The following is a 17,132-nucleotide window of genomic DNA, read 5'->3' on the forward strand; positions in this document are numbered from 1 at the left end:
GGAGTGTTGTCCCTTTGGATGCAGTTGGCAATGCGAGCCTGAACGCAACCATTGTGCAAATTTTATATAGCAATGGGAAAAGAGCTTTATTTAATGCATATTACTTACTGATTGCGGAGATGAAAAAATATGAACTGGGACGATGTTCGCATTTTTCTGGCAGTCGCCCGTGCCGGGCAGATTCTGGGGGCTGCACGACGGCTTGAGCTGAATCACGCCACGGTTGCGCGCCGTCTTGATGCTCTGGAAAATGCGTTGCGGGCCAAGCTGTTTCGCCGTCTGACCACGGGCAGCGAACTGACCTTGGCGGGGAAGCGTTTTCTGGAAATCGCCGAGCGTATGGAGGCCGGCATGATTGCGGCTCGTTCGGCCGTTGCCGAAGCAGATGAGGAGATTTCCGGCTCGGTGCGCATTGGTGCGCCCGATGGATTTGGCGTTGCCTTTCTTGCCCGCCATCTGGGTGACCTGACACGCCAGCACCGCGATCTGACCGTTCAGCTTGTGCCGGTGCCGCGCTTTTTTTCCCTGTCACGGCGCGAGGCCGATATTGCCATCACGGTAGAACGCCCGCAGGAAGGGCGACTGGTAGCGGGCAAGCTGGTCGATTATACGCTGGGCCTGTTTGCTTCACGCGATTATGCCGCCCGCCATGGCTTGCCCAAAAATGCTGCCGAACTGTCACAACATGCGCTGGTTGGCTATGTGCCGGACCTGATCGTCAGCCCCTCACTCGATTATGAGGCAGAGTTCAGCCCGCATTGGCATTCAGCCTTCGCCATTTCCTCAGCTCTTGGTCTGGCCCAGGCCGTGCAGGCGGGCGCAGGCATTGGCATCTTGCACACCTTCATTGCCCGCTCCATGCCCGACCTGATCCCGGTTGAGGCGGCAGCCCCCATCCGCCGCTCTTACTGGCTTGTCTATCACGAAACCATGCGCCCCCTGCGCCGTGTGCAAGCCGTGGCGCGTTTCATCACCGCAGCGGTTGAGCGTGAACGCGCCTTATTCTAAAGCACTTTGCAATCAGATGGCACGATCTGGCGTCGTACAAATGTGGTTGAAAAGACAACACCCGCCGGGGGAGGAGGTCCGGCGGGTGTCGTATGGGAAGGCCAGCTATCGGGAGGAGGATAATGGCTGGCCTGTTTCCACGAGGTCTGGGAGGAGGATAACCCCGCGGAATTCGATGATTGATAAATAGCCTTATGCACCTTGCGATAAAAGGTTCAATTTTGCATGGCTGCGTTGCAGCTTGTGCAACGCAGCATAAACCCTTCCGCTAGAGATCCAGGCTGCCCTGGCCAGTTCCGGCCTGCGCATAGGTCTTGCCGAAACGATTGGCCAGAAATGTGTCGAGTGAAATATCTTCCTGACGCACAAAGCCCTGCTGAGGCAGATCACCGGCAGCCAGCATGTCAAGCACGGTGCAGATGCCGGAAGCGGTGGTAACCTGAATGGCGCTCAACTGCCTGCCATTGAAGCTGCGGCTATAGACCTTGTTGGCATAGGTTTCCTGCATGTGGCGCCCATTCTTGTAGCCTGTCACAGTGACAAAGACGATCACCACATCCTGCATGGTGGCAGGCAGGGCCTTTTCAAAAATATCCTTCAGCACATCGCGGCGATGGCGCAGACCCAGATCATTCAGCAGCGCCTTCATGAAGGCGGCATGGCCGGGATAGCGAATGGTGCGGTAGTTGAGCGTGCGCACCTTGCCGTTCAGGGTCTCGGCCAATGTGCCAAGCCCGCCAGATGTATTGAAGGCTTCATAGGTTGCGCCATCCAGCGAAAATTCCTCACGCTCTTCCAGCGGCGGCACTTCAACCAGTTGACCTTCAACAATGGCTTCGCAAGGCTCGCAATATTCATTGATGACGCCATCCGTGCTCCAGGTCAGATTGTAATTGAGCGCATTGGACGGATATTGAGGCAGCGCACCAACCCGCATGCGCACAGTGTCCAGCCTGTCAAAGCGGCTGGCCAGATCGGCAGCGACAATGGAAATAAAGCCCGGCGCCAGTCCGCATTGAGGAATGAAGGCAGACTTTGCCGTCTTTGCCAGTTCCTTGACGCGGCGCGTGGAGGCAACATCTTCAGTCAGGTCCATATAATGCACATCAGCGCTGGCGGCAGCCTCGGCAATGCGCGTGGTCAGGCTGAAAGGGGCAGCACTCAGCACCGCAAATTTACCCGCCAGAGCTGCTTCCAGTTCTCCCGGAGCCGTAATGTCGAGCGCCAGGCCCGAAATCCCCTTTGTGCGATCCAGCCCGGCAAGCTGTGCGTCAGAACGATCAATGACCGTGACGCGGTAATCGCCGGTCTGCGCCAGCATGGCTGCAATGGTGGAGCCGATATTGCCTGCGCCCACAACGCTGATGTCTTTCATGTCTGCCCCTTCTGATGAATGGTTTTGTCAAGAGAATCGCCATTCCCTCATCAAAAGAAAGGTGCGTTTGGGCGAAATGCTGCTATGATTTTAGCGTTTTGACCTATAAGTTCATTGATATGATTAAAAATGCCGACCATCAGCTTATTGCCTTGCTGCGTGAAAACGCCCGCGCCTCCACGGCCGAACTGGCGCGGCAACTCGGGGTGTCGCGCAGCACCGTGCAAAGTCGGCTTGAAAGGCTGGAAGCGCGCGGCATCATTGCCGGCTATGGAGTGCGGCTGGCGCCTGATTATGAAAAAGGGCTGGTGCGTGCTCAGGTGCTGCTGACTGTGACACCCAAACAGTCAAACAAGGTGGTGCGTGATCTCAGAGCGCAAATGGCGGTGCGCACATTGCATTCGGTAAGCGGCAGTTTTGACATGATTGTGGAAGTGGAATCGCCTTCCATCAGTGATCTGGACAGGCTTTTGGACGAGATTGGCGCGATGGAAGGCGTTGAGCGCACATTGTCATCCATCATTTTATCGACACGCATTGAGCGCTAAAACAAGCGATTAGTCCGTTTCACTGTCCTGTACCGGGTTCACCATTTTCTGCGATACAGATTCCGTCACGGCTGAAAAAGAAGGAACCTGGGGGGTCTTTTCGATGCGGTCGCGATAAAGGGTTGCGCGCGCCAGCAGCATCACCGTGACCGGTGTGGTGACAGTGACCAGAATGGTAATCAGCAACTCATGGATCACCAGGCGCCCGCCAGCCAGTGAAAACGCCAGCATGGAGCCGATCAAGATTGCGCCGGCACCCCAGGTGGTGCCCAAAGTGGGCATATGCAGCCGCTTGTAGAAAGTGTCGGCCTTCAAGGTTCCGATCGCCCCCAACAGCGTCAACACTCCCCCGATCAGCACCAACACAGCGACCAATATGGCGACAACAAGCGGCAGGTCGGCAAAATGTGTCATTCGATCACCTCGCCGCGCATCAGGAATTTGGCCAAGGCTGCGGTGGATATAAAGCCAAGCATGGCGATGACAAGGGCTGCTTCAAAATACAGCGTGCTGCCGGTGCGCAACCCGAAGGTCAGCAACAGCAGCATGACGCAGACATAAAGCGCATCAAGCGCCATCACCCGATCCTGCGCGCGCGGTCCGTAAAAAATGCGTATCCCGTAACACAAGGCTGCCAGAACCAGCATCAATTGTGCAGCAAACACGGACCAGAGCAGAATGGCGGCACTCATTCAAAAATCTCCAGCAAAAAGCTTTCATAATGCTTGATGACAGCGGCATAGCTTTCTTCTGCGTCCACATCCAGAACATGGATCATCAGCAGATCTTCGCCCGAGCGGTATTCTATCCAGGCAGTCCCCGGCGTTGCGGTAATGATGCAGGCAAGCACAGCCAGCCCGGTCTTGTCACGCAGTTGCAACGGGATCGCCACGAAAGCAGCTTTTGCCTCATTGCGACGGTGCCCCAGAACAAGACCGGCAACAGCGACATTGGAATGGAATATATCAATGAAAACACGCCCGATCAGAAGCGGAATTTGGCTCCAGCGGCGGATGCGCGGCTTTGCCGGCTGCAAGGCCGACACCATCTGTGAAGTAACCAGAGCAAGAATGGCTCCCAGCAGCAAATGACCGGGACTAAACCCGTTCAGCAGCAACCACATGAGCAGCAAGGCAGCCGTCATCAGCGGATAGGGAAGCACACGCCTCATGGGTGCGCCTCCATTTGCGGTGACGGCTGTTGGCGGGCGGACAATACACCTTCAATATAGGCGTCTGGCGTATGCAGCGATTGCGATGTCGCATCCACATAAGCCATGACCGGGCCAGCCTTGATTGTCATGGCAACGCAGAGTGCCAGAAGCAGCGCAATGGGTGCAAATTCAACCAGCAGAACACGCGGCACCGCTGCTTCTGTCGGCTGCGCCCAAAAGGTGCGGATGCCAACACGCAGCATGGCGACCATGGCAAACAGGCCAGAAATGATCAGCACGGCAAAGAAGGCCCAGGCCATGCCCGAAATGGCGTTGTCATCACCGGTTGAAAGAGCTGCCGCCAGCAGCGCAAACTTGCCAAGGAAACCCGACAGTGGCGGCATGCCGGCCAGCAACACCCCACACAGCGCAAAACACAGGCCAAGAATGGCCAAAGTGGCAGGCAATGTGACGCCGACCTCTTCCACAATCTCTTCTTCTTCGGGGTCGTCGCCATAGGCTTCCATGGTCACGGCCAGAATATTGGCGGCCGGGTCTTGCGAACGCTCGATCAGCTCAACCAGTAAAAACAAGGCGGCAATCGTCAGTGTTGAGGTGACGAGATAATAAAGCGCGCCTGCCGTAACGCCTGCATCAGCCATGCCAACTGCCGCCAGAAGCGTACCTGACGAAACCAGAACACTGTAGGAAACGAGCCGCGCCATGGCTTGAGAGGCCAACACCCCGATTGTGCCAAAGCCCATGGTCACCAGACCTGCGATTAACAGACCGACATCACCAAAACTGGCGGAATCACCGGCTTGTGTGCCCAAAAGCAGTGGCGACAGGCGCAGCACCGCATAAACCCCCACCTTGGTCATGATCGAAAACAAGGCCGCCACCGGCGTGGCTGCCGCCGAATAGGCGCCCGGCAACCAGAAACATAAGGGCCACATGCCCGCCTTGGTCAAAAAGGCAATGCCGAGAATGGCTGTTCCAGCTTCCAAAAGCGCCCTGTCCTGGGCTGCCACCGCCGGAATGCGCACGGCAAGATCTGCCATGTTGAGTGTGCCGGTGACGCCATAAATGAGGCTGACACCGATCAGAAACAGCATCGAAGCGCCAAGATTGACAACGATATAATGCATTCCAAAGCGAACCCGGGCAACGCCCGAGCCATGCAGCATCAGCCCATAAGAGGCAGCAAGCAGCACCTCGAAGAAAACAAACAGATTAAACAGATCGCCGGTCAGAAATGCCCCGTTCAGCCCCATCAGCAGGAACTGAAACAGCGAATGGAAATGCTGGCCGCCCTTGTGCCAGCGCGCCAGTGAAAACACCAATGCCGCAATCGCCAGCAGGCAAGACAACAGCACCATCAACGCCGACAGGCGATCCACCACCAGCACGATGCCATAAGGGGCTGCCCAGTTGCCAAGCAGATAAACACTTGCCACCGAGCCTTCCACATCGGCCTGCATCACCAGAAGCCAGGCGATAATGAGCAGACAAAGGGTGGAGGAAACATTGATCAGCGCTTTGAAACTGTGGCGACGCTCATCAAACAGCAGCAGAAAAGCGCCGGTAATCAGCGGCAGAATAATGGGGGCAATATCGAGATGGCTGGCAAGTTGCATTACGGCTCCCTGCCATCGACATGGTCAGAGCCGGTCAGGCCACGCGCCACCAAAAGCACCACCAGAAACAGGGCCGTGGTGGCAAAACCAATGACAATAGCTGTCAGCACCAGCGCCTGAGGAACAGGATCGGTATAGCTGGACGGATCAACCATGGTTGATCCGTCCAGCACGGGTGGCACACCACTGCGCAGACGGCCCATGGAAAAAATGAACAGATTGACGCCATAAGCAATCAGCGAAAGGCCGATAATGACCTGATAGGTGCGCGGGCGCAGCAAAAGCCAGACGCCGGAGCCGATGAAAACACCAATACCGAGCGATAAGGTCAGTTCGTTCATGAAGCCTCCCGATCAGCAAGTGCGGCAGTTTTGGCGACGCGCAGCTTGCGAATGGACTGGTGCGCCAGAGCAATCAGCATCAGCACTGTTGCCCCCACGACCAGCGCAAAGACGCCAAAGTCAAAGAACAGCGCCGTAGCAGCCGGAATTTTACCGATAAGCGGCAGATCGATATAACGGGCATGTGAGGTCAGGAAGGGATAGTCCAGAACCCATGCGCCAATGCCGGTTGCAGCCGCAATCAACAGGCCCAGACCGATCCATCTGACGGGAAGCACCCGCAGCCGCTCTTCCACCCAGCGTGTTCCCGCCGCCAGATATTGCAAAATAAAGGCCGAGGCCAGCGCAATGCCAGCGACAAAGCCGCCGCCCGGCAGATCATGGCCGCGCAGGAACAAATAGGCGGCAAGCATGATGATGACAGGAAACATCCACTGCATGATGACCGAGGGAACATATAGATAATCACCGATAATGGTTCCACTATCGGGCATATCCGCCGGATCGCTGACCGACTGGTGACGCTGCTGCTGCGTGGAGCCGACACTTTCAGGGGCGGGGCGAAAACGGCGCAGCAATACAAAGACGGTGATAGCCACAATGCCCAGAACGGTGATCTCGCCAAAAGTGTCAAAGCCACGGAAATCAACGAGGATCACATTGACGACATTGGTGCCCCCGCCCAGCAAATAAGCATTTTCGACAAAATAGTCGGCAATGGTGGGTGGCGCTGGCCGGACCATCACCGCATAGGCGATCAAAGCCATGCCACCGCCACAGGCGATTGCCAGCGCAAAATCCCGATAGCGCCGCAATTGCGCAACCAGCGCCTGCATCGGCGTCTCGGCATCGCGCTTGTGCTGCGGCAGCCAGCGCAAACCCAGCAAGATCAGCACTGTGGTCACAACCTCGACCAGAAGCTGGGTCAGAGCAAGATCAGGCGCCGATAGCCATACAAAGGTGACACAGGTCACAAGCCCTGCCCCGCTCATCAGGATAAGGGCGACAAAGCGGTGATATTTGGCTTGATAGGCCGCACCAATGGCGCAGGCCATGCCCAGCAGCCAGAGCAGGGAAAAGACCAGATCATTGCTGCCTGCAAGCCGGACAGGCGGCAGGACCGGGCTGCGCCACAATGTCAGAACCGCTGCAATCAAGGCAATGACCACCAGCAGAAGAAGCTGTGGCTGCAACCGGCGCGTTCCAAGCTGGCTTTCCAGAAAGCGAGCCCAGCGCCATGAGACGGTAACCATCACCTGTTCAAAGATACGCTGCCCGTTCAGGCGCCGGAAATAAGGCGGCCCCTCCTCGCTGGTTGCCAGATAGGTGCGGATAGCCAGATAAAGCAGCGTGCCTGCCACCAGAGCCAGAGTGCTCATCAGCAACGGCATGGTAAAACCATGCCAGATGGCAAGGCTGTAATGCGGCGTCTGCGCCCCCAGTACGGAAACAACAGCCGTGTGCAGATAAGGGCCAACCGTCACCCCCGGAATGATACCGACAACAAGACAGATCAGCACCAGCAAAAGCACCGGCAACCGCATGAAAAATGGCGGTTCATGCGGCTTTCGTGGCAAGGGTTCGGGGGCAACGCCAAAAAACACGCTATGGATGAAACGGATCGAATAGGTAACCGCAAAAGCGCTGGCCACGACGGCTGCATAGGGTGCGATCGTGTCCACCCAGGAATCGGCATGATGTTCCAGCGCCTCGGCAAAAAACATTTCCTTGGACAAGAAGCCGTTGAGCAACGGCACCCCTGCCATGGCCGCGCTGGCGACCATGGCAAGAGTGGCGGTCATGGGCATGGCGCTAAGCAAGCCGCCCAGTCGCCGCATATCACGCGTTCCTGTCTCATGGTCGATAATACCGGCTGCCATGAACAGTGATGCCTTGAAAGTGGCATGGTTCATCATGTGGAAAATGGCCGCCACTGCGCCGAGCGGGCTGCCAAGGCTCAGCAGCATGGTGATAAGGCCCAGATGGCTGATCGTCGAATAGGCCAGCAAGCCTTTGATGTCCTGCTGGAAGATGGAGAAAAAAGCCCCCAGAACCAGCGTAATCATACCGGCAAAGCCGACAATGACGAACCAGTCATGGGTCCCCGCCAGAACCGGCCACAAGCGCGCCATCAGGAAAACACCGACCTTGACCATGGTTGCCGAATGCAGAAAGGCCGAAACAGGCGTGGGGGCGGCCATGGCGTTGGGCAACCAGAACTGGAACGGAAACTGTGCGCTCTTGGTGAAGGCACCCAGCAGCACAAGAATCAGGATCGGCCGGTAAAGATCATGCTCACGCAGCAAATTGCCAGAGGTCAGCACATCATCCAGATCATAGCTGCCCACAACATGACCGATCAGCAAAACGCCACCCAGCAACGCCATGCCGCCAATGCCGGTCACCGTCAAAGACATGCGCGCGCCATCACGGGCAGCCGCATTGTGATGCCAGTAGCCAATCAGCAGGAACGAAAAAATACTGGTCAGTTCCCAGAAAATCACCAATTGAATGAGATTGCCGGAAAGCACGACGCCCAGCATTGAACCGGCAAAGGCAAGGAAGAACATATAAAACCGCGGAACGGGGTCTTCCGGTGACATGTAATAACGCGTGTAGATCACCACCAGCAAACCAATGCCGGAGATCAGCAGCGCAAACATCCAGGCAAAACCGTCAATACGGAAAACCAGTTGCAGCCCAAGCTCGGGCACCCAGTCCACCACATGGCGAACCGCCCCGCTGTCGGAAATTCCCGGATAGGCCAACATCACCAGAATGAGGATGACCAGCATGACGCCGCCCGAAAGCCAGGCTTCGGCGTTGCGCGCATTGGCAGGCATCAAAACGGCAACAATGCTCGCCACAAAGGGTAGCACAATCATCCAGATGAGCGACGTGCCGCCCCACATGCACAGTTCCTTTGAATTGAATGGAAACGATAGTAGCTGATTTCACCTATTATGGTTGAATCTGCCATCGCATCGCAAGGGCTGATTGACGCAATTATTCCCCAACCATTCCAGATTCAGGCCGCGGCATCAGAAATGCCGGAGGCTTCGTCAAATGCATTATCGGAAAGACCGAAGGCGCGGGCCAACCGCTCACGATAGCCCTTGTCAAAGCGCAACCCGGCTTCCATCTGTTCGATTTCCCTGGCCGTCAAGCCGCTGGTAATTGCAGCATCTTCAATCGAATAGCCCAGATATTCTCTATAGGCACGGATCACCGAAACTCCATTTTCAGTGCTGGCCAGCACTGCTTTGGGCAATACATGTGAAGCTACGGTGGCCATTCTTGTCTCCAATACAGAAAATCGACTTTCCAAACTCGGGCAGCGAAGGCCGATATGAAACAGGATGCGAAAAAGCCCAGAGCAGGCGGCATCACTATTGGGGCCTCGTTTAAATCATAGGAGGCACAGGCGCAATATGGTGAATTGAAACAAGTCGATCAAGAACCTTGCCAAAACGCGGTGCTGGCAGTGTTGAAATCCGGTTGACAGGTCTGGAGAGGTTCATTAACAACCGTACGGTTATAAACTAAAGAGGGCAGTATGGCACGTCCCCGGACCATTGATCAGGGCACGATTCTCAACGCAGCCGAAGCGGTTGTGCTGCGTGATGGCGCAGCCCATCTGACGCTTGACGCCGTCGCCCACGAGGCTGGCATCAGCAAAGCCAGCGTCATTTACGATTACAAAACCAAGCAGGCGCTGATTCAGGCCGTCGTTGATCGCTGGATGCGCAACTGGGAAGAGGAAATCAACGAAACCGTCGGCGCCGACACGAAAAAGCCCGACGCCAGATTGCGCGCACGCCTGACCATGTTTCGCAAATTTTCCGACAGCGATAAAAGCGCTGTTGCATTTCAGCTCTGCCTGGCAATGGCACAGGATGCTACGCTGCACAAAACCCTTCAAAGTGGCTTTCGCGAGCAATTTGATCGCATTCTCGCCAAATCTGAAAATAAGGACATCACCTTGATGGCCTTCCTGATGCTGGAAGGCATGAGCCTGCTTGAAGTCCTGGGGATTATTTCCTGGCGACCCGATGAGCGCGACAGAATGGCCAATCTGGTCGAAGCCTTCCTCGACAGCAAAAACAAGCCTTGCGCTTCTTCTGCTCAACAATCATCGCCACACGCCCGGCAGGCCAGGCCTGCCTGACATATTTTTTAGCCTTCACCTGAAAATCAGATCCCCCCAAAGACGCCTGACTCAAAAGGCCCGGAATTTCCTGATGAATATAAATGGTTTCTTTCGCCCCGCATCCGTATTCGTGCTGAGCGCAGCCTTACTTGCCGGCTGTAATGATCAGTCGCAAGATTCAGCCGCTGGCGCACCTGCCATGCCACCGGCGCGAATCGCTGTCATTGAGGTTCAGCCCCAGCCGATCCCAATCGTCAATGAATTGCCGGGGCGCATTGCCCCCACCCGTCTGGCGGAAGTGCGCCCGCGTGTCTCGGGCATTGTCATTGAACGTGTGTTTGAACAAGGCTCACAGGTTGAGCAAGGTGATGTGCTCTACAAGATTGATCCTGCACCCTTTCAGGTCAGGGTCGACAGCGCCAAGGCCACTCTGGCACGTGCACAGGCCGTGCAGCTACAGGCCCGCCAGACCACCGAGCGTCAGGAGCGCTTGCGCCAGCAAAACGTATCAAGCGCCCAAAATCTCGATAATGCCATTGCCCTGCTGGCGCAGGCTGACGCCGATGTGGCTGCTGCCGAAGCCGGGTTGAAGGAAGCTGAACTCAATCTGCAATATTCTGATGTGACCGCCCCCATCAGTGGCCGCATCGGTCGTGCACTCATCACGGAAGGGGCGCTGGTCAGTTCCAACAGCCTTGAAAATCTGGCCACGATCCAGCAACTTGACCCGATCTATGCCGACTTCACTCAACCGGCGGCCGATCTGATCCGGTTGCGCAAGGCGCTTGAAGAAGGCGCGCTGATGACCGGTGAAAATGAGGCGCAAGTCCAGCTTCTGTTTGATGACGGCTCCCGCTACAGCCACTCCGGACGCTTGCTGTTTTCTGAAGCCGCAGTTGATGCAACCACCGGACAGGTGACCTTGCGCGGTGAGTTCCCCAATCCATCCGATGATCTTTTGCCGGGCATGTATGTGCGCGTCCAGATCGAACAGGGTATTGAAACTGCCGCCATTTCTGTTCCCCAACAGGCCGTTCAGCGTGACGCAGGCGGCCAGTCCAGCGTGCTTGTCGTCAACGCGGAAAACATCGTCGAACAGCGTCAGGTCACTGTCGGACGCCCGGTAGGCGAACATTATGTCATCCATTCGGGCCTTGCCGCTGGTGATCGCGTCGTTGCTGAAGGCTTCCAGAAAACAGCACCCGGTGCAACCGTCCAGCCAGAACCGTTCCAGCCACAAACCGGCGCCACCAGCGCCGAAACGCCGGACGAATAGGATCTGAAACCATGGCACAATTCTTTATCAGCCGCCCCATTTTTGCATGGGTTGTGGCTATCTTCATCATGATTGCCGGGGTGCTGGCCATTCCGCTGCTGCCGGTTTCGCAATATCCGAATGTGGCGCCACCACAGATCTCGCTTTATGCAACCTATCCGGGGGCTGCGCCTGAAGACATTTATCAAAGTGTCACCTCGCCAATCGAGCAGGAATTAAACAGCATCGACGGCGCGATTTATTTTGAATCGACGTCCGACGCTTCCGGCATGGTGCAGATCACCATCACATTTGAACCGGGCACCGATACGGGGCAGGCCTCGATTGATGTGCAAAATGCGGTGCGCCGCGTGGAATCTCGGCTGCCGCGCATCGTCGTTCAGCAAGGCGTTCACGTGCAGGAGGCGGGTTCGGGCTTTCTGATGATGGTGGCGCTGCTGTCAAAGGATGGCTCAACCGATGTGGTGGGGCTGGGCGACTATCTCAGCCGCAACGTGCTTGGTGAAATCCAGCGTCTGGAGGGTGTTGGCCGGGCACAGGTTTTTGCCAGTCAGCGGGCCATGCGCATCTGGATTGATCCAGACAAGATGGTCGGTCTCAACCTGTCATCTGCTGATATTTCCACGGCCATCACCCAGCAGAATGCGCAGGTTGCCGCCGGTCGTATCGGCGCACGGCCCAATCCGATCAATCAGCAGATTGCCGCAACGGTTCTGGTCAAGGGTCAGTTGACGACGCCTGAGGAATTTGGCGCCATCGTCTTGCGCGCCAATCCGGATGGATCGTCAGTGCGCCTGCGCGATGTTGCCCAGATCGAAGTCGGTGCAGAGACTTATAATTTCTCGACCCAGATCAATGGCCGCCCGGCAGCGGCACTCGCCGTACAGCTTTCCCCCACCGGCAACGCCATGGAAACAGCCGCCGCCGTGCGCGCCAAGATGGCGGAACTGGAGAATTATTTCCCTGAAGGGCTGGAATATCTGGTGCCTTACGACACCTCGCCTTTTGTGGCCGTGTCGATCCAGAAAGTGCTCGTAACTCTGGCCGAAGCGGTATTTCTTGTCTTTCTGGTGATGTATCTGTTCTTGCAGAATTTCCGTTACACCATCATTCCCACATTGGTGGTGCCTGTCGCTTTGCTGGGAACGCTGGGGGTCATGTATGTGGCCGGTTTTTCCATCAATGTGCTGACCATGTTCGCCATGGTGCTGGCCATCGGCATTCTTGTCGATGACGCCATCGTCGTGGTGGAAAATGTTGAGCGCATCATGGCCGAGGAAGGCTTGCCGCCCAAGGAGGCGACACGCAAGGCCATGAGCCAGATCTACAGCGCCATTATCGGCATTACGCTGGTGTTGACGGCGGTGTTCATTCCCATGGCCTTCTTCCCCGGCGCCGTTGGTGTCATCTACCAGCAATTCAGCCTGACCATGGTGGTTTCGATCCTGTTTTCCGGCTTCCTTGCCCTGTCGCTGACCCCGGCCCTGTGTGCAACCTTCCTGAAGCCGATGAAGAAGGGGCATGAACCAAAGCGTGGTTTCTTTGGCTGGTTCAACCGGCGTTTCGAGGCGCTGACCAATGGCTATACCGGCTGGGTTGGTGGCATGGTACGCCGGGCCGGCCGTTTCATGCTGATCTATGTCGTACTGGTTGGCGCGCTTGGCTATCTATTCCTGCAATTGCCATCCTCCTTCCTGCCCAATGAGGATCAGGGCTTTCTGATCGTCGACATGCAGGCTCCCGCCGAGGCCAGCGCCAACCGTGCCCTTAGTGTTTCCGATGAAGTGGACGCCATTTTTACGGGCGAGGAAGCGGTGCAGGAGCGTGTTCTGATCAACGGCTTTTCCTTCTCCGGTTTTGGCGACAATGCCGGTCTTGCCTTCATCACCTTGAAAGACTGGAGCGAGCGCGACGCCAGCAATTCAGCTTCCGCCATTGCCCAGCGGGCAAATGGCGCACTGTTCCAGATCAAGGATGCCATGGCTTTTGCCCTTTCACCGCCGCCGATTCAGGGGCTGGGTACTTCGGGCGGCTTTTCTTTTCGCCTGCAGGACCGTTCAGGTCTAGGCCAGGCAGCACTTGCAGCCGCAACCGGCCAGTTGATGGCCGCAGCAAGCGACAGTCCCATTCTCACAGGGCTGCGCATTGAAGGCATGCCCGATGCGGCACAGGTGGTGATCGACATTGATCGCGAAAAGGCCAACACATTCGGCGTTGCTTTTTCAACGATCAATTCAACCATCTCGGCCAATCTGGGCTCGTCCTATGTCAATGACTATCCCAATGCGGGGCGGATGCAGCGCGTGACCATTCAGGCCCAGCAGGATCAGCGCATGAGCGCCGATGGCATATTGAACCTGAATGTGCCCAATGCTTCGGGCGGCATGGTTCCGCTGCGCTCCTTTGCCACCGTAAGCTGGACCAAGGGTCCGGCTCAGGTGGTGGGCTATAATGGCTACCCGGCAGTGCGTATTTCGGGCAACGCTGCACCAGGCTATTCATCTGGTGCGGCAATTGACGAAATGCAGCGTCTGGTCAGCGAGTTGCCGCCAGGTTTTGGTTATGAATGGTCGGGACAGTCCTTGCAGGAAATCCAGTCCGGCTCACAAGCGCCTTTCCTTGTCGGCCTGACGATTGTCTTCATCTTCCTGCTGCTGGCTGCGCTTTATGAAAGCTGGTCGATCCCGCTGTCTGTCATGCTGGTTGTGCCGCTCGGCATTATCGGATCGGTGCTGGCCGTAATGCTGCGCGACATGCCCAATGACGTGTATTTCAAGGTCGGCCTGATCACCATTATCGGCCTTTCGGCCAAGAATGCCATTCTGATCGTCGAGTTCGCCAAGGATCTTCGTGCTGAGGGCATGGGCTATATGGAGGCAGCCATTGAGGCAGCCAGACTACGCTTCCGGCCCATTCTCATGACCTCGCTGGCTTTCACGCTGGGCGTTACCCCGCTGGCTGTTGCCACAGGGGCCAGCGCCGCCAGTCAGAACGCCATCGGTACCGGTGTGCTGGGCGGCATGATCTCGGCTACGGTTCTTGCCGTGTTTTTTGTGCCGGTTTTCTTCACCTTCATCATGCGCATGCTTAAAAACACCGATGAACGGCCACAGACACTCCCGGCAGAACCGGAGGCTGAGAAAGCACAATAAAATATGTATTAAGGCCTGTCTCTCGAACCGGAAACCAGTTTCGAGAGACAGGTTTTAATTCTGCGTCTCGCTTGCCGCCAGATAATGTTTGCGCTTGTCTTCATACATCAGCATATCGGCCCGTTTGACAACCGCTTCCAGCGGCTCACCCGGCGCACTGGTGGCAACCCCGATTGAAAGATCAAGCTTGATATTTGAATAATACTGGTTGTTGATTTCCACCAGCCGGAAAATTTCCTCCGCCATGGTTTCAGCTCCGCGCTGGTCCATATAGGGTAAAGTCACGGCAAATTCATCACCGCCGATGCGCGCGGCATGGCCCGGCTTCTTGACCGCCTCATTGAGCACCTCCCCGACCCGCCGCAACAAGCCGTCACCCGCCGCATGGCCCCATTGGTCATTGGTGGCCTTGAGACCGTTGAGATCAATGATAAAGATCGAGACCGGCGTTTGTGCTGTGCGCTCTATGCGGTTGAGTTCATCGACAAAATGAGCGCGGTTATAGAGCTTGGTCAGCACATCATGCTTGCCCAGATATTCCAGATAGGCCTCCGCCTTCTTGCGGGCCGTAATATCGGTAAGCGCCACCTGAACCAGCGACCAGTCTTCTTCATATCCCGGCAGAACAGAAAACTGCATCAGCACATGGCGCTCGGAGCCATCCAGCGCATAATTCACCACTTCACGGCGCTGGAAAAGAACGCCATTCCACAGATCGATAAGCTGCTCGCGGAAAAAAACCTCCATCTCGCCCTTGAAGATCTCAGGCTGGCTTTGCAACAGGGTTTTCTTGTCGGGGGCCAGAAAAAGCTCCAGCGTTTCCACATTGATGTCCAGAACCCGGATTTCACTCATGCATTGCAAAACAAATTCCGGGTGCACATCGGTGAAGACGCGAAAATCAACAATCCCGCGCTGGCGTATCGTGTCCATCAACTGCTTGATGCGGCTGAAATCTTCAACCCATAAAGAAACAGGCGAATGTTCAAACAGACCTTCGGCATAGAGCTTGTGGCGATCCAGTTCACGCCGTGCATTTTCACGCGGGGTGACATCTTCGATGGAAAGCAGGACCCGGTCCCAGCTTTCCTCATGACCGGGCAATATCCTGCCCTTGAGCTGAATATCGATGCGCCGACCGGTCAGTGTATAATTGACCGTATCGCTGTGGAAATTATCAGACCCGTTCCAAAGCTGCACCAGTTCACCAATATGTGGCTCCAGCATATCGTCGCGAAAAACGGATTGCAGTTCATTGCGCAAATGCTCGATATCGCGCGCCTCATAAAGTGAAAGCGTCTTTTGATTCACCTTCAAAAGGCGGATCTGACTGGTGCACAGTAAAAGACGGCTGCTATCTTCCAGAAGAAAGGCTTCAAGATCGACAATGCCTTGCGCGCGCCATGCCTCAAACTGCTTGCGCAAGCCGCTGTAATCTTCCAGCCACAACGAAATCGGCGCCAGGTCAAAAATACTGGCGCTATCGGAAAAGTCAGCAGCAATAGTCATCAACCCCTCACGGCCCGGCTTCTCCAGAAATTGCAGCAAAGACATATCTCAATCTGCCACAACCATTACGAGCCATATCTATAAAGCCATGGCTAAATAATGATTACTGCCTGAATATCCGCTGTACTTGCTACCGGCTAGAGCAATTCGTTCGTTTCCAAAGAAACAAGAAATGCTCTAGGATCAAGGCAAAGCCTCCCCCCTTCCAAAGTGGTCAATTCAATGTGTCCCGACTATTTTTCCCAGATCGACAATTATTCTTCAGATCCAGACAAATATCTGGCGGTCCCCTTCGTTCCCACCGAGGAAGATATGGTGGAGGTGATGCTGGATCTGGCTGAAATTACCGCCCGCGATCTGATCTATGATCTTGGTTCGGGTGATGGCCGCATTCTGATTGCAGCCGCAAAACAGCGCAATGCGCGTGGTATCGGCATCGACATCGACCCGGTCCGGGTTGGCGACGCCATGGAATTTGCAGGCTGGGCCGGTGTCGAACTGCTCGTTGATTTTCTGGAAGATGATATTTTCACGGCTGATTTCAGCAAGGCGACGGTTGTCACTCTTTATCTTCTGCAATCGGTCAATGTGCAATTGCGGCCCAGACTTTTAAACGAGTTGCGCCCGGGCACCCGCATTATCTCCCATGCTTTCGATATGGGGGACTGGGCGCCTGATGACTGCCGCAAGATCGGAAACATAAACATCTATAAATGGATCATTCCGGCAAAGGTGGAAGGCAATTGGCAATGGGAAGCAGCAGAGGGTGAAAACTGGTGCTTTGAACTGGAACAGAAATATCAGGAGGTGGACGCCAGGGCCTGGCTCAACCGGCAAGAGGTTGAACTGACCTATGCAGATCTGTGCGGAAACCGGCTGACCATGGAGTTTGCCGAAAACGACATTTCGCCAACCCGCAAGATCACACTAACTTTCGAGAATGGGCAGATCGTGTCAGGCCGGGCAGAGAACGAATAGTCTGT

The 17,132-nt window shown here is 55.9% G+C and carries 15 protein-coding genes; 6 read left to right on the forward strand and 9 right to left on the reverse strand.

Annotated elements, in window-relative coordinates; genetic code table 11:
- Positions 1-129: 129 nt before the first annotated feature.
- On the forward strand, positions 130-1,008 hold the full coding sequence (locus ACFPLB_RS14285; protein WP_378230801.1) for a LysR family transcriptional regulator: 879 nt from the start codon (positions 130-132) through the stop codon (positions 1,006-1,008).
- Between the two features lie 268 nt (positions 1,009-1,276).
- Here ACFPLB_RS14285 and ACFPLB_RS14290 read toward each other — a convergent pair whose 3' ends face one another.
- Positions 1,277-2,383, reverse strand: coding sequence for a saccharopine dehydrogenase C-terminal domain-containing protein (locus tag ACFPLB_RS14290; RefSeq protein WP_378230802.1), 1,107 nt, complete (start codon positions 2,381-2,383; stop codon positions 1,277-1,279).
- Between the two features lie 119 nt (positions 2,384-2,502).
- On the opposite strand from ACFPLB_RS14290, the gene ACFPLB_RS14295 reads away from it, so the two are divergent.
- Complete coding sequence (locus ACFPLB_RS14295) at positions 2,503-2,931, forward strand: Lrp/AsnC family transcriptional regulator (protein ID WP_378230863.1); 429 nt, start codon at positions 2,503-2,505, stop codon at positions 2,929-2,931.
- Positions 2,932-2,940: 9 nt separating this feature from the next.
- On the opposite strand, the gene mnhG is transcribed toward ACFPLB_RS14295, so the two are convergent.
- From mnhG to ACFPLB_RS14330, 7 genes are all read right to left on the reverse strand, one after another.
- The gene (mnhG, locus tag ACFPLB_RS14300) at positions 2,941-3,345 is read right to left on the reverse strand and encodes a monovalent cation/H(+) antiporter subunit G (protein ID WP_378230804.1); all 405 of its coding nucleotides are present in this window, start codon (positions 3,343-3,345) and stop codon (positions 2,941-2,943) included.
- Positions 3,342-3,623: a K+/H+ antiporter subunit F gene (locus ACFPLB_RS14305; protein WP_378230806.1), complete on the reverse strand. Its 282-nt coding sequence runs from the start codon at positions 3,621-3,623 to the stop codon at positions 3,342-3,344. The genes mnhG and ACFPLB_RS14305 overlap by 4 nt, the downstream gene beginning before the upstream one ends.
- Positions 3,620-4,102: a Na+/H+ antiporter subunit E gene (locus ACFPLB_RS14310; RefSeq protein WP_378230808.1), complete on the reverse strand. Its 483-nt coding sequence runs from the start codon at positions 4,100-4,102 to the stop codon at positions 3,620-3,622. Before ACFPLB_RS14310 ends, ACFPLB_RS14305 begins: the two co-directional genes overlap by 4 nt.
- A complete protein-coding gene (locus ACFPLB_RS14315; protein WP_378230810.1) occupies positions 4,099-5,721 on the reverse strand; it encodes a monovalent cation/H+ antiporter subunit D in 1,623 nt (540 codons plus the stop codon). Before ACFPLB_RS14315 ends, ACFPLB_RS14310 begins: the two co-directional genes overlap by 4 nt.
- Positions 5,721-6,062, reverse strand: a complete 342-nt coding sequence (locus tag ACFPLB_RS14320) for a Na+/H+ antiporter subunit C (RefSeq protein WP_378230812.1) — start codon at positions 6,060-6,062, stop codon at positions 5,721-5,723. Before ACFPLB_RS14320 ends, ACFPLB_RS14315 begins: the two co-directional genes overlap by 1 nt.
- Positions 6,059-8,974 (reverse strand): monovalent cation/H+ antiporter subunit A, encoded by a 2,916-nt coding sequence (locus ACFPLB_RS14325; protein WP_378230814.1) that lies wholly within the window; start codon positions 8,972-8,974, stop codon positions 6,059-6,061. The genes ACFPLB_RS14320 and ACFPLB_RS14325 overlap by 4 nt, the downstream gene beginning before the upstream one ends.
- Before the next feature lie 116 nt (positions 8,975-9,090).
- Complete coding sequence (locus ACFPLB_RS14330) at positions 9,091-9,357, reverse strand: helix-turn-helix domain-containing protein (RefSeq protein WP_378230816.1); 267 nt, start codon at positions 9,355-9,357, stop codon at positions 9,091-9,093.
- A 261-nt stretch (positions 9,358-9,618) separates the two neighbouring features.
- Here ACFPLB_RS14330 and ACFPLB_RS14335 point away from each other — a divergent pair, with 261 nt between their 5' ends.
- The 3 genes from ACFPLB_RS14335 to ACFPLB_RS14345 all read left to right on the forward strand — a co-directional run bounded on the left by ACFPLB_RS14335 (position 9,619) and on the right by ACFPLB_RS14345 (position 14,640).
- Entirely contained in the window at positions 9,619-10,230 is a 612-nt protein-coding gene (locus tag ACFPLB_RS14335; RefSeq protein WP_378230818.1) for a TetR/AcrR family transcriptional regulator, read from the forward strand.
- A gap of 73 nt (positions 10,231-10,303) precedes the next feature.
- Positions 10,304-11,488, forward strand: a complete 1,185-nt coding sequence (locus ACFPLB_RS14340) for an efflux RND transporter periplasmic adaptor subunit (RefSeq protein ID WP_378230820.1) — start codon at positions 10,304-10,306, stop codon at positions 11,486-11,488.
- Positions 11,489-11,499: 11 nt separating this feature from the next.
- Positions 11,500-14,640 (forward strand): multidrug efflux RND transporter permease subunit, encoded by a 3,141-nt coding sequence (locus ACFPLB_RS14345; RefSeq protein ID WP_378230821.1) that lies wholly within the window; start codon positions 11,500-11,502, stop codon positions 14,638-14,640.
- A gap of 54 nt (positions 14,641-14,694) precedes the next feature.
- Here ACFPLB_RS14345 and ACFPLB_RS14350 read toward each other — a convergent pair whose 3' ends face one another.
- Positions 14,695-16,149, reverse strand: coding sequence for a sensor domain-containing diguanylate cyclase (locus tag ACFPLB_RS14350; protein WP_378230865.1), 1,455 nt, complete (start codon positions 16,147-16,149; stop codon positions 14,695-14,697).
- 222 nt (positions 16,150-16,371) lie between these two features.
- Between ACFPLB_RS14350 and ACFPLB_RS14355 the strand changes: the two genes are divergently transcribed.
- Entirely contained in the window at positions 16,372-17,127 is a 756-nt protein-coding gene (locus ACFPLB_RS14355) for a methyltransferase domain-containing protein (protein WP_378230823.1), read from the forward strand.
- The last annotated feature ends 5 nt before the right edge of the window (positions 17,128-17,132 follow it).

This window comes from Aquamicrobium segne, from assembly GCF_042656785.1.
In the GTDB taxonomy this organism is placed as follows: domain Bacteria; phylum Pseudomonadota; class Alphaproteobacteria; order Rhizobiales; family Rhizobiaceae; genus Mesorhizobium; species Mesorhizobium segne.

What these genes read in the sequence shown, in the direction of transcription:
- ACFPLB_RS14320 (WP_378230812.1), bottom strand. Translation starts at nt 6,062, where the DNA reads ATGAACGAACTGACCTTATCGCTCGGTATTGGTGTTTTCATCGGCTCC.
- ACFPLB_RS14310 (WP_378230808.1), bottom strand. Translation starts at nt 4,102, where the DNA reads ATGAGGCGTGTGCTTCCCTATCCGCTGATGACGGCTGCCTTGCTGCTC.
- ACFPLB_RS14340 (WP_378230820.1), top strand. Translation starts at nt 10,304, where the DNA reads ATGAATATAAATGGTTTCTTTCGCCCCGCATCCGTATTCGTGCTGAGC.
- ACFPLB_RS14325 (WP_378230814.1), bottom strand. Translation starts at nt 8,974, where the DNA reads ATGTGGGGCGGCACGTCGCTCATCTGGATGATTGTGCTACCCTTTGTG.
- ACFPLB_RS14290 (WP_378230802.1), bottom strand. Translation starts at nt 2,383, where the DNA reads ATGAAAGACATCAGCGTTGTGGGCGCAGGCAATATCGGCTCCACCATT.
- ACFPLB_RS14355 (WP_378230823.1), top strand. Translation starts at nt 16,372, where the DNA reads ATGTGTCCCGACTATTTTTCCCAGATCGACAATTATTCTTCAGATCCA.
- ACFPLB_RS14285 (WP_378230801.1), top strand. Translation starts at nt 130, where the DNA reads ATGAACTGGGACGATGTTCGCATTTTTCTGGCAGTCGCCCGTGCCGGG.
- ACFPLB_RS14330 (WP_378230816.1), bottom strand. Translation starts at nt 9,357, where the DNA reads ATGGCCACCGTAGCTTCACATGTATTGCCCAAAGCAGTGCTGGCCAGC.
- ACFPLB_RS14345 (WP_378230821.1), top strand. Translation starts at nt 11,500, where the DNA reads ATGGCACAATTCTTTATCAGCCGCCCCATTTTTGCATGGGTTGTGGCT.
- ACFPLB_RS14350 (WP_378230865.1), bottom strand. Translation starts at nt 16,149, where the DNA reads ATGACTATTGCTGCTGACTTTTCCGATAGCGCCAGTATTTTTGACCTG.
- ACFPLB_RS14295 (WP_378230863.1), top strand. Translation starts at nt 2,503, where the DNA reads ATGATTAAAAATGCCGACCATCAGCTTATTGCCTTGCTGCGTGAAAAC.
- ACFPLB_RS14335 (WP_378230818.1), top strand. Translation starts at nt 9,619, where the DNA reads ATGGCACGTCCCCGGACCATTGATCAGGGCACGATTCTCAACGCAGCC.
- ACFPLB_RS14315 (WP_378230810.1), bottom strand. Translation starts at nt 5,721, where the DNA reads ATGCAACTTGCCAGCCATCTCGATATTGCCCCCATTATTCTGCCGCTG.
- mnhG (WP_378230804.1), bottom strand. Translation starts at nt 3,345, where the DNA reads ATGACACATTTTGCCGACCTGCCGCTTGTTGTCGCCATATTGGTCGCT.
- ACFPLB_RS14305 (WP_378230806.1), bottom strand. Translation starts at nt 3,623, where the DNA reads ATGAGTGCCGCCATTCTGCTCTGGTCCGTGTTTGCTGCACAATTGATG.